We start from the raw sequence: 11034 nt of genomic DNA, 5'->3' as shown, positions 1-11034 counted from the left end.
GGCGGCGGGCCGGGGCCGAGCGCCCCCGCCCGGGTCACGGATGGACGTGACCCGGGCGGGGGCGCTGGTTCGGCCCGGCGTGATCAGGACTTCGACAGGTTGAAGGAGATCGCGGCGTTGTCGCCGCTGCCGCCCTGCCAGGTGCACTTGTACCCGGACGGGGCGGAGCAGCTGTAGCCGTTGCTGCCGGTGTAGGGGTTGTTCCAGTACACCCTGACCTTGTTGCTCTCCCCGGACACGTCGAAGGTGACCTCGCCCTCCGTGCCGGTCATGAAGCCGTCCGACTCGCTGGCCCACTTCGCGGTGACACCGGGCTGGACCATGGACGGGGGCAGCATGTTGTCGGACCAGATCCCCCACCGCAGGCTGGAGCCGGAACGGACCAGCAGCTTGCCCGAGTTGTTGGTCAGGTTGATGCTCGTGCTGCGGGCGGCGGTGACGCCGGGCACCACCGCGTCGGCGGTGTCGGCCCCGGCCGACCGGGACGCCGGCCAGACGTCGAACTTGACGCCGGCGTTGTTCCCGCTGCCGCCGCTCTTGTAGCAGGCGTACCCGGCCGGGACGGAGCAGCTGTAGCCGTTGCTGCCCACGTAGGGGTTGTTCCAGTAGATCTTGATCTCGCCGCCGGCGAAGCCGTAGGTGATGTTCCCCTCCGTCCCGGTGCCGGCCCCGCAGGACTCGCTCGCGAAGCTGGGCTCCTTGCCGGTGGGGATGTAGTCGGGCGGCAGCATGTTGTTCGTCCAGCAGCCGTGGTCGAGCTTCTCCCACGTCTTGGTCAGGCCGTACGCGGTGTGGTTGGACAGGGTGACCTGCGTGGAGCGGGCCGCGGTGATCCCCGCCAGGCCGTCCGCGGTCGCCTGCGGGCCGCTCTGCCCGGTCGCGGCCTGCGCGGCCGGGGCGAGGGTGAGCGCTCCGGACGCCATCAGCACGGCGGTCAGAACGCCTGCGGCCGTGCGGGACAGGCCGCGCTTGGGAGTCGTGCGTCGCATGGGTCTACCAACTCTCTTCAAGGCTGGACGAGCGGGCGCCGGGTCGCGCCCGCCGTGTTCTCATCCGGGGGGCGTCGCGGCTCGATGCCAGCGCCGGGGGGCTCACTGGATGTAGAGCTCCCACCGCTTCGCGCCGTCGACGATGACCTCTTCGATCAGCTGGGCGACGGCGCTCCCGAGGCCGTACAGCACGTAGTACGCCGCCTGCGCCTCGACGAACGAGTCGTACCGGCCGGCCCAGCGCCAGATCGCGGACGCCGACGCGCCGTCCTGGGCGGCGGGCGACGCGGAGGCGTGTACGCGGGCGGGGGAGGCCACGGCGGCGTACGCCTGGGCGGTGCCGCCGACCAGGACCGCGGCGGCGATCGCGGCGCAGAGCGAAGCTGAACGAATTTGCCTGTGCATGACAAATATCCCTTCTGGGCGTTCCACGTGAACGGCCGGCCACCTGCGGCGGATCGACCCCGCCCCGACCCGGCTGCGGGATGCGGTGGCAGTCACAGGCTGACACGTGACCACCACGCTCGGGCATCGTGGAAAACCGCGAACTTGGCACGGTGTACGTACCGAGGGCCTGCGGACGGGACGGGACGGGGGCGGAGCGGGGGCTGAACGAAGGGGCGGGGCGCGGACGGGGGTGGCGTCCGGTCACATCCCGGCGGCCGCCGGCCAGACGGTCGCGGCCGCGACCGCGAGGAGCCCGGCGTTGAGCGCGACGCGGCGGTCCCCGCCGGTCAGGTGCACGGCGATCGCACCGGTCTGCAGGAGCACGAACCCGACGGCCGCGGCCACGGCCAGCCCCGGCGCGACACCGCCCGCCGGCGGCAGCAACAGGCCTGCCGCGCCCAGGAGTTCGACCGCTCCCAGCGTCCTGACGGCGGGCAGCGGTACGCGGTCCACCCAGGCCATCATCGGGCGCAGCCGGTCGCGGTCACGGGTCGCCTTGAGTGCGCCAGCGTAGAGGTAGAAGGCGGCGAGCGGTGTGGCGAGGAACCAGTAGGCGATGGTCATGACGTCCTTTCACGGTCACCGCCGGCGGGTGGCCGGTCGGCTTCAGGCCAGGTCGGCGGCGGACCCAGTGGCGGGCTCGGTGGCGTAGCGGCTCATCGTGCGCAGGCCGGCCTCGGGGGTCGGCGGCCCGCCGTCGGCGGCCATGTCCCGCAGGTCCCGGAAGTACTGCAGGTACAGGTCGGGGGTGAACACGCTGAGCATGACGGCGCTGTGGTCGCTCACGTTGGCGAAGGTGTGCGGGGCGCCGGGCGGGACCATCACGAACGTGCCCGCGCTCGCGTCGTGGTGCTGGTCCCCGACGGTGAAGCGCACCGTACCGGAGATGATGTAGAAGCCTTCGTCGTGGCGGGCGTGGCGGTGCTGCGGCGGTCCGGGGGTGTGCGGGGCGAGGAGGGACTCGGTCATCGCCAGGCGGTGCCCGGTGTGGCTGCCGTCCTCCAGGACGCGCATGCGCGTGGTGCCCATGACGATCGTCTCGCCCTCGCCGGGGGCGACCACCGATACGGTGGGGCCGGCCTGCGGTTCACTGGTCTTCGCTGTGTCGGTCATGTTCCGAGTGCACCGCCGGGGCACCGCGGGTGTCCAAGACCCGTTCCACCACGCCGATACCCGGGGGGTATCGTCGCAGCGTGGAGCTACGTACCCTGCGCTACTTCGTGGCGGTCGCCGAGGAACTCCACTTCGGCCGGGCCGCCACCCGCCTGCACATGAGCCAGCCGCCGCTGAGCCGGGCGATCAAGCAGTTGGAGAAGGAGAGCGGCGCCCTGCTGTTCGCCCGCTCCCCCGCCGGCGTCACCCTCACCCCGGCGGGAACCGTGCTGCTCGACGAGGCGCGGGCCCTGCTCGACCGGGCCGAGCGCCTGCGCGCGCGCGTGGCCGCGGCGGCCGGCGCCGCGACCCTGACCGTCGGCATCCTGGGCGACGGCACCGACCCCGGCATCACCAGGCTGGCGGCCGCCTTCCGCCGCAGCCACCCCGGCGTCGAGATCCGCGTGCGCGACACCGACCTGACCGACCCGACCTGCGGACTGCGCGCCGCACTGGTCGACGTCGCCCTGACCCGCGCGCCGTTCGACGACACCGCCCTGGCGGTGCGCGTGCTGCGCACCGACCCGGTCGGCGCGGTCCTGCGCGCCGACGACCCGCTGGCCCGGCGCGGCCGCCTGGAACTGGCCGACCTGGCCGGGCGCCGCTGGTTCCAGTTCCCCCCGGGAACCGACCCCCGGTGGCAGTCGTACTGGAACGGCGGCACCCCGCGCGAGGGCCCCGTGGTGCGCGGCGTCCAGGAATGCCTGCAGGCCGTGCTCTGGAACAGCACGGTCGGCCTGGCCCCGCTCGGACACGACCTGCCCGAGAACCTCACCACCGTCCCGCTGGCCGACATGGCGCCCAGCCCGGTGGTCGCGGTGTGGAACGACGGCGACACCAACCCGCTGGTCCGCTCGTTCGCCGAGATCGCGACGGCCGCGTACCGCCAGGTGTGACAGGTGTGAGAGGAGGCCGCCCTGCGAGAGGGTGGCGTCCGTCGAAAAAAAGTGGTCCCGGATCCGCCCGCCGTGTCGATCCGCGGCCACGCCGTTCGACCTGGGATGGAGAGGGCCGGAAAGCGGCCCCCGAGCAAGGAGTGACGATGTCGAAGTACATGCTGATCATGCGGGGCACGGACGAGAGCGTCGCGAAGATGATGGAGACGCCCTTCGAGGAGATGCTCGAAACGGTGGGCCGCTTCAACGAGGAACTGATCCGGGCGGGCGTGCTCGTCGCCGCCGAGGGCCTGGACGACCCCTCCCAGGGCGTGGTGGTCGACTTCAGCGGACAGAGCCCGGTGGTCACCGACGGCCCCTACGGCGAGACGAAGGAACTGTTCGGCGGCTTCTACGTGATCGACGTCGCCTCGAAGGAGGAGGCCGTCGAGTGGGCCAAGCGGCTCCCGGCCATCACCGGCTCGAAGGTCGAGATCCGCCGCGTGCCGGGCATCGAGGAGTTCCCGCAGGACAACGAGTGGATCGCCAAGGAGCGGGCGTGGCGCGAGCGGACCGGCCAGCACTGATGCCCACCACCCCCGACGGCCCGCCGAGCACCGAATCGGCCCGGCGGGCCGCCGAGGCCCTCTGGCGGATCGAGTCCGCCCGGATCGTCGGCGCACTGGCCCGCTACACCGGGGACTTCGCGCTCGCCGAGGACGTCGCCCAGGAGGCGCTCGCCGAAGCACTCGTCGGCTGGGCGCGCGACGGCGTGCCCACCAGCCCGGTGGGCTGGCTGCTGGCGACCGCGCGCCGGCGCGCCATCGACGCCTTCCGCCGCGCCTCCGCCCTCGACGAGCGCTACACCCTGCTCGCGGGCCAACTCGCCGAGGGCCAGTTCAGCTCCGGCCCGGCGACCGCCTCCGGACCGCCGCACGAACTGCCCTGGGACCCCGACCGGGTCGACGACGACGTCCTCGCGCTCATGTTCACCGCCTGCCACCCCGTGCTCTCCCCCGAGGCCCGGGTCGCGCTCACGCTGCGCGTGGTGGGCGGCCTGTCCAGCGAGGAGATCGCCCGGGCGTTCCTCGTACCCACCGCCACCGTCCAGGCCCGGATCACCCGGGCGAAGAAGACGATCGCCGCGGCGCACGTACCGTTCGAACTGCCGCCGGCCGAGGAACGGCGCGAACGGCTCGGCGCCGTCCTGAGCGTCCTGTACGTGATCTTCACCGAGGGCTCGACCGCGACCGCCGGCGACCACCTGCTGCGCCCCGACCTCGCCTACGAGGCGCTCCGGCTGGCCCGGACGCTGGCCGCCCTGCTGCCCGCCGAACCGGAGGCGTGCGCACTGCTCGCGCTGTTCGAACTCACCGCCGCGCGCTTTGCGGCCCGCACCGCACCCGATGGGGAGGCGGTGCTCCTGGAGGACCAGGACCGGCGCCGGTGGGACCGCTCCGCGATCCGCCGCGGCCTGGCCGCACTCGGCCGCGCCGCCGCCACCGGACGGGGCCTCGGCCCCTACGGCCTCCAGGCCGCGATCGCCGCCTGCCACGCGGCGGCGCCCTCGGTGCAGGAGACCGACTGGGAACACATCGTGCTCCTCTACGAGGCACTCGGCCGCGTGGCCCCCTCCCCCGTCGTCGAACTCAACCGGGCCGTGGCCGTCGCCATGGCCAACGGACCCCAGCAGGCGCTCCACCTGGTCGACGAACTCGCCGCCTCCGGCCGGCTCTCGGGATCGCACCTGCTCCCGGGCGTACGCGGCGAACTCCTGACCCGGCTCGGCCGCACCGCCGAGGCCCGCGCCGAGCTGGAACTCGCCGCCCGGCTGTGCCGCAACACCCGCGAGCGGTCGGTACTGCTGCGCAAGGCGGCCGCGCTGCCATGACGCCCCCGCCCGGGCGGGCGGGGACGACTCGTGCCCGGCCGTCACGAGCGGGGGCGTCGCGAGCCGGGGCCGTCACGAGCGGGGGCAGAACTCCGCCTCCAGCTCGGAGGTGAACACCGCGATCGGCCAACTCCCCTCGACCCAGTCGCCGTTGACGTTGGTGGCGAGCAGGTGCCGGCCGTCGCGGGTGCCGAACGCGTAGGACCACGAGCCGTTGATGGCGCCGCCCATACCCCAGACGGTGGGGCCGCAGTCGAGCCTGACGCCGGCGACGCCCAGACCGTATTCCGCCTGGTCGATCCACTGGTGCCCGGTCGGGATCATCGTGAACATCTCCCGCTGCTGGGCGGGCGGCAGGAGCCGTCCGCCCAGCAGGGCGGCGAAGAAGGTGTTCAGGTCGCGGACGTCGGAGACCATGTCGCCGGCGGCCCAGCCCCAGGACGGGCTCAGCTCCGTCACGTCGTAGGCGGTGGCGTTCGGCCCGGTGAGCCCCAGACGCGAGTACTCGCGCCCGTGCGGCCCGTGGATGGCGATGTCGTCGGAGGAGGGTTCGTAGGTGCCGGTGAGGCCCAGCGGGGTGGTGATCCGCTGCTCGATCTGCGCGGCCAGGGTGCCGCCGGAGGCCCGTTCGACGATCAGGCCGGCGAGGACGTAGCTGGTGTCGGAGTAGGTCCAGCCGGTACCGGGCGCGAAGTCGGGCCGATGGGCGAGCGCGATCCGGACGAGCTGTCCGGGGGTGTAGCTGTCGAAGCGGTGCCGCAGGAAGGGCAGGCCGCTCGCCTCCTGCCGGACCTTCTCGTCCATCGCGTAGTTGTAGATGCCGCTGGTGTGGTTGAGGAGCTGGCGCACGGTGATCCGCTCGCCGTCGTAGCCGGGGGCGTCGAGGAGGCCGGGCAGCCAGCGCTCCACGCTGTCGTCGAGGCTCAGCCGCCCCTCGGCGGCGAGCTGGAGGACGACGGTGGCGACGAAGGTCTTGGTGGTGCTGCCGATGCGGAACCGGTCCTGCGCGAGACGGGCCCGCCCGGTGGCGAGGTCGGCGACGCCCGCGCTGCCGAACCACCGGCGGTCGCCGTCCCGGACCTCGGCGACCGCGCCGGGCAGGCCACCCGTGGCCACCGCCCGGTCCAGCACCCGCTGGACCCCCGGGTGCCCGCCCCTGCCGTCCGGCGCGGGCGCGGCGAACGCCGGTGTGGCGGCGGCGCCGGCCAGCACGGCCCCGGCGAGCAGGGTGGCGACGGCTGCGCGCGTGGTGGTTCCCATGGCGTGTTCCCCCTCGATGTGGTGTCGCGGTTCGGGAAGAAGCTACGAGCAAATTCACATAATGGTCAATACGAAACCTGCCGATGGTGGATGTATTCGCAGCTAGATACCACAATATTCTTGCAATGACCCTCCCGGTTAATGCAACAGAACGTCGCAACTCCATTGCAACAGTGGGCGAGCCGGACGGATACTGTTCACGCGACGGAAGGAGACGAGGACGGATGCCCGGAGCCAGGCTGACCCCGCAGGACCGCCACCGGATCGCCGCCGGACTGGCCGAAGGGCTGGGCTACGGCGAGATCGCCCGGCAGATCGAACGGCCGACCTCGACCGTCACCCGCGAGATCGCCCGCAACGGCGGGCCCTCCGACTACCGGGCCGAACACGCCCAGCGCGCCACCGCACAGCGCTCCCGCCGCAGCGGCACGACCGCCCGACCGGCCGCCGCCGCCACGCCGCCGGCCGAGGGCCGCGACCCGCAGGCGGTAAGCGAATTCGCCGACGAACTGGCCGAACTGCTGGTGCACAGCGGCCTGCCCCGCATGGTCGCCCGGGTCCTCGCCTGCCTGTACGTCACCGACGACGGCAGCCTCACCGCGGGCGAACTGGTGCAACGGCTGCAGGTCAGCCCGGCCGCCGTCTCCAAGGCCGTCGGCTACCTGGAGGGCCAGGCGCTGATCCGCCGCGAACGCGGCGAACAGCAGCGCCGGGAGCGGTACGTCATCGACGACGACGTCTGGTACCGGGCACTGCTGGCCAGCGCCGAACGGAACACGATGCTCGCCGGCGTCGCCCGCCAAGGCGCCGAGACGCTCGGCCCCGGCACACCGGCCGGCGCCCGGATGGACGACGCCGCAGCCTTCCTGGACCGGATCGGCCAGGACATCGTGCGCTCCGTGCGGCAGTGGCGGGAGGAGAGCCGACCCGGATCGCGGACCGGCTGATCCCGGACGCCCCCTGCGGGGCGGTCGGGTGAGATGCGCAATGGTCCGGGCGGGTGGGGCTCCACACCCGATCGGGTGCCGTATCCGCGGATACGCGGCGGGTCTTCGGCAAAGGCGGTCGCGGTGGGCCGGCCGTCGGCCCCCGGGGCGTGCCGGCGGCCCGGTGGGGGCTGGTTCAGGCCGGGGGCCGGAGGCCGACCGACGGGGTAGAGCCGGGTGCGCAGTTGCGTCTCGGCGCTGCCGGGCGACGCCCCGGGGGGCCCCGGGAAAGCGTTCGTCCGGGGCGGGTGCGCCGGGCGGGGGGCGGCGAACCCGGCGGGAGGGCGCGGCCCCGCGGGGGCGGCCGGAGGGCGGCGACCGGCTGAACCGGGCCTGTCCGGTGCCCCGTTCCTCCGTGGAAGGCAGCTCTGTCGTGCTGCCGTCACTGCCGATTTCCGTGGAGGACCGCAGTGCATCACCGTTCCCGTCCAGTGGCCGGGGTGCTCGGCTCGGGCGCCGCCCTGAGTCTGGCGCTGGCGCTCACCGTGACCGCCTCCCCCGCCCTGGCCGCGCCGCCGGGCCCGACCGCCGAGTCCGATCCCGTCCCCGCCCTGGTGGCCGGTGAGGGCACCGCCGCCCCGCAGTTGGTGACCGGGCTGTCCGAGGCGGCGCCCGGCGGTCCGGTCGAGGCGGCCCGGGCCCATCTCGCGGCCCACCTGGACCGGTACCGGGTCGATCCGGGGCAGCTGACCGAGCTCGCGGTCGAGCGCACGGCCGCCGACCGGCGCACCGTCAGGTTCCAGCAGTACCACGGCGGCATACCGGTGCTCGGCGGGCAGTACCTGGTCCGCCTCACCGGCGAGGGGGCCGGCCAGCGGGTGGAGTCGGTCGGCGGCAAGTACTTCACCGGGCTGACCGCGCCGACCGCCCCCGCCGTGCCGGACGCGGTGCTGCGCAAGCTGGCGCTCGGCTCGCTCCCCGACCCGCGCGCCCGGGCCGGGGCCACCGCCGAGGACCGCGGCCTGGTCGTCCTGCCGGGCGGCACCGGCCGACTCGCCCGGCACTTCACCGTGCACACCGCCGACCCGGGCAACGGCGAGCCGCTGGTCCGCGAGGTCTACGCGGACGCCACGCTCGGCGTGGTCGCCCTCGCCCACGACTCCTCGGCCCCCTACCAGGTCAGCGGCGCCGACGACACAGGGGCCGGCGCCGCCCGTGGCGCGGCCGCCGCCGAGCCCGCCACCGGGACCGCCCCCGACCTCCTGGGCCGTACCGTGCCGGTGAACATCTCCCGCCAGCCGGACGGAAGTTACCAACTCGTCGACCTCACCCGGCCCGTCACCATCACCACCTACGACGCGACCGGACGGGACTACAACGAGTTCAGCGGCCGACTGCCCGACGGCAGCCTCCCCGTCGCCTCCCCGGGCCCGGCCTTCCCCGCCTCCACCGGCACCAGTGGCGCCACCGACGCCCACCTCAACGCCGCCGCCGTGTACGGCTTCTACCACGACCGGCTCGGCCGCGACGGCCTGGACGGCAAGGGCGGCGCGATCACCTCCGTGGTGAACGTGAGCAACCGCGGCAAGCCCTTCCCGAACGCCGCCTGGGACGGGCAGAAGATGCTCTACGGCAACGGCAACGCCAGGTTCCTGCCGTTCTCCGCCGCCCTCGACGTGGCCGGGCACGAGATGACCCACGGCGTCATCCAGCACACCGCCAACCTGGTCGGCGACGGCCAGTCCGGGGCGATGAACGAGGGACTCGCCGACTACTTCGGCAACGCCATCGAGGTCACCGCCCGCGGCATGTCCATGGACGACCCGGCGGCGGCGCTGATGGGCGAGAACCTGTGCCGCACCGGCACCCCGCAGGACTGCGCGAACCGCCGCCTGGACGACCACCGCACCACCGTGGACGACTACCTCGGCGCCGGGCTCGACCTGGACAACGGCGGCGCGCACCTCAACGCCACCATCTTCAGCGGCGCCCTGTGGGACATCCGGCGCACCCTCGACCCGCTCACCGCCGACCGCCTCGTCTACCGGGCGATGGCCGAATACCTCACCCCGCTCGACGACTTCGTCGACGGACGCAACGCGGTGCTCGCCGCCGGCCGGGCCCTCAAACTCAGCGGAGCCCAACTGCGCAAGGTGGCGGCCGCGTTCGACGCACACGGGATCAAGGCCGGCTGGCAGAACCGGCTCGGGACGGACACCCGCCCGCTGCTGCCCGGCACCTCCGCCCCGGTCGGACCGGCCGCGGGCGGAGGCCACTGGGTGATGGGCAACACCGACCCGAACGGCAAGGGCGCGACGGCCCTGTACACCGGCTCCACCACCTCCCCCGGCACCCCGACCCGGCTCAGCCCGGACGACGGGCGGATCCACGGCTGGGCCGCCACCGACGGCACGTCCGCCGTCTGGCTGGCGATCGGGCCCGACGCCACCGGCACGTGGGGGACGGAGGTGCTGACCCGCCCGCTGTCCGGCGGCCCGGTGCGCAGCGTGTTCCACTCCCCCGACCAGTCGCCCGGCAGCGTCCGGGTGTCCGGCGGGGACATCGCCTTCACGGTGACCGACAACGACACCGGCCGCACCCGGGTCCGCCTCTCCCACGACGGCGCCCCGCCCGTGGAACTCCCGCTGCCCGAGGGCCACAACCTCACGTCCTTCACGTCCCTCGCGTTCAAGGACGGCCTGCTCGGCTGGATCGAGTCCTGGACGGCCGACGGGGCCGGCGTCCAGGCGCCGACGGTCTTCTCGACCGCCACCGGCAAAGTCGCCGCCCAGTACCCGGTGAGCACCCCGAACGGCACCGACCCGCCGTACCTCGCCTCCCCGCTGCTCGCGGGCGACCGGCTGCTCTGGCTGGCCGCCCCGGCCGACCGCACCCGCCCGACCGCCCTGCGCTCCGGCGCCCTGGACGGCTCCGGCGTGCGCGACCTGCTCTCCGCCGACTCGCCGTACACCCCGGCGGACATGGAGCTCACCGCCACCGACCGGGCCGTCACCTTCCTGCACCGCAGCGCCCAGCCGAGCAGCGGCTGGTCGAACGCCGCGCTGCCCAAGCTGTACCAGCTGCCGGTCGGCGGCGGCACCCCCGTGCGGGTCTCCTGCAACCGGGGCAGCCAGTTCCACGCCGCCGCCGACCAGGGCACCCGGACGGTCTGGCTGGATGCCACCGCCGGGCGCAACGACCTCGTGGTCCGCGACCGCCCGGCCGGGTCCTGCTGATCCGAGCGCGGCCGCGTCGTCCCCCCCCCGGGAGGCGGGCCCCCGGGGGGGCGGCGCGGGGGACCACGGCTACGCGGTGGGGCGGGGGGGGCGGGGCGCGGTGGGGGGGGTGGCAGCGGCGGGGCGGACGGCGAGGCGGACAGCGGATCCGGGGTGGACGGCGGGTGCCAGCGCGCTGTGCGCGGTTTGCCAGCGGCGGGCCACAGGCTGGGGCCGTCCAGGTCACCCGGCAACCAGAGGGAACTGATCCATGTCGCC

10 protein-coding genes are annotated in these 11034 nt (G+C 74.0%); 5 read left to right on the top strand and 5 right to left on the bottom strand.

Annotation, left to right across the window (positions count from 1 at the left end):
* Window positions 1-83: 83 nt before the first annotated feature.
* From ACFVHI_RS29930 to ACFVHI_RS29915, 4 genes are all read right to left on the bottom strand, one after another.
* Window positions 84-989 (bottom strand): aegerolysin family protein, encoded by a 906-nt coding sequence (locus ACFVHI_RS29930; protein WP_380344641.1) that lies wholly within the window; start codon window positions 987-989, stop codon window positions 84-86.
* A 102-nt stretch (window positions 990-1091) separates the two neighbouring features.
* Entirely contained in the window at window positions 1092-1394 is a 303-nt protein-coding gene (locus tag ACFVHI_RS29925; protein ID WP_380344638.1) for a hypothetical protein, read from the bottom strand.
* A 243-nt stretch (window positions 1395-1637) separates the two neighbouring features.
* Complete coding sequence (locus ACFVHI_RS29920) at window positions 1638-2000, bottom strand: DoxX family protein (RefSeq protein ID WP_380344635.1); 363 nt, start codon at window positions 1998-2000, stop codon at window positions 1638-1640.
* Window positions 2001-2042: 42 nt separating this feature from the next.
* A complete protein-coding gene (locus tag ACFVHI_RS29915; RefSeq protein ID WP_380344632.1) occupies window positions 2043-2549 on the bottom strand; it encodes a cupin domain-containing protein in 507 nt (168 codons plus the stop codon).
* 80 nt (window positions 2550-2629) lie between these two features.
* On the opposite strand from ACFVHI_RS29915, the gene ACFVHI_RS29910 reads away from it, so the two are divergent.
* The 3 genes from ACFVHI_RS29910 to ACFVHI_RS29900 all read left to right on the top strand — a co-directional run bounded on the left by ACFVHI_RS29910 (window position 2630) and on the right by ACFVHI_RS29900 (window position 5354).
* On the top strand, window positions 2630-3484 hold the full coding sequence (locus ACFVHI_RS29910; protein WP_380344629.1) for a LysR family transcriptional regulator: 855 nt from the start codon (window positions 2630-2632) through the stop codon (window positions 3482-3484).
* A gap of 146 nt (window positions 3485-3630) precedes the next feature.
* Entirely contained in the window at window positions 3631-4050 is a 420-nt protein-coding gene (locus tag ACFVHI_RS29905; RefSeq protein WP_380344626.1) for a YciI family protein, read from the top strand.
* Window positions 4023-5354, top strand: coding sequence for an RNA polymerase sigma factor (locus ACFVHI_RS29900; RefSeq protein ID WP_380344623.1), 1332 nt, complete (start codon window positions 4023-4025; stop codon window positions 5352-5354). Before ACFVHI_RS29905 ends, ACFVHI_RS29900 begins: the two co-directional genes overlap by 28 nt.
* Before the next feature lie 72 nt (window positions 5355-5426).
* Here ACFVHI_RS29900 and ACFVHI_RS29895 read toward each other — a convergent pair whose 3' ends face one another.
* Window positions 5427-6614 (bottom strand): serine hydrolase domain-containing protein, encoded by a 1188-nt coding sequence (locus ACFVHI_RS29895; protein WP_380344620.1) that lies wholly within the window; start codon window positions 6612-6614, stop codon window positions 5427-5429.
* Window positions 6615-6838: 224 nt separating this feature from the next.
* Between ACFVHI_RS29895 and ACFVHI_RS29890 the strand changes: the two genes are divergently transcribed.
* Together ACFVHI_RS29890 and ACFVHI_RS29885 are read left to right on the top strand one after the other, a co-directional pair.
* Window positions 6839-7561 (top strand): MarR family transcriptional regulator, encoded by a 723-nt coding sequence (locus ACFVHI_RS29890; RefSeq protein WP_380344617.1) that lies wholly within the window; start codon window positions 6839-6841, stop codon window positions 7559-7561.
* Between the two features lie 449 nt (window positions 7562-8010).
* On the top strand, window positions 8011-10776 hold the full coding sequence (locus tag ACFVHI_RS29885; RefSeq protein WP_380344614.1) for a M4 family metallopeptidase: 2766 nt from the start codon (window positions 8011-8013) through the stop codon (window positions 10774-10776).
* Window positions 10777-11034: the final 258 nt, after the last annotated feature.

The sequence above is a fragment of the Kitasatospora sp. NPDC127121 genome (assembly GCF_042677305.1).
Classification (GTDB): domain Bacteria; phylum Actinomycetota; class Actinomycetes; order Streptomycetales; family Streptomycetaceae; genus Kitasatospora.
This window is presented reverse-complemented; position numbering and strand designations above follow the sequence as displayed.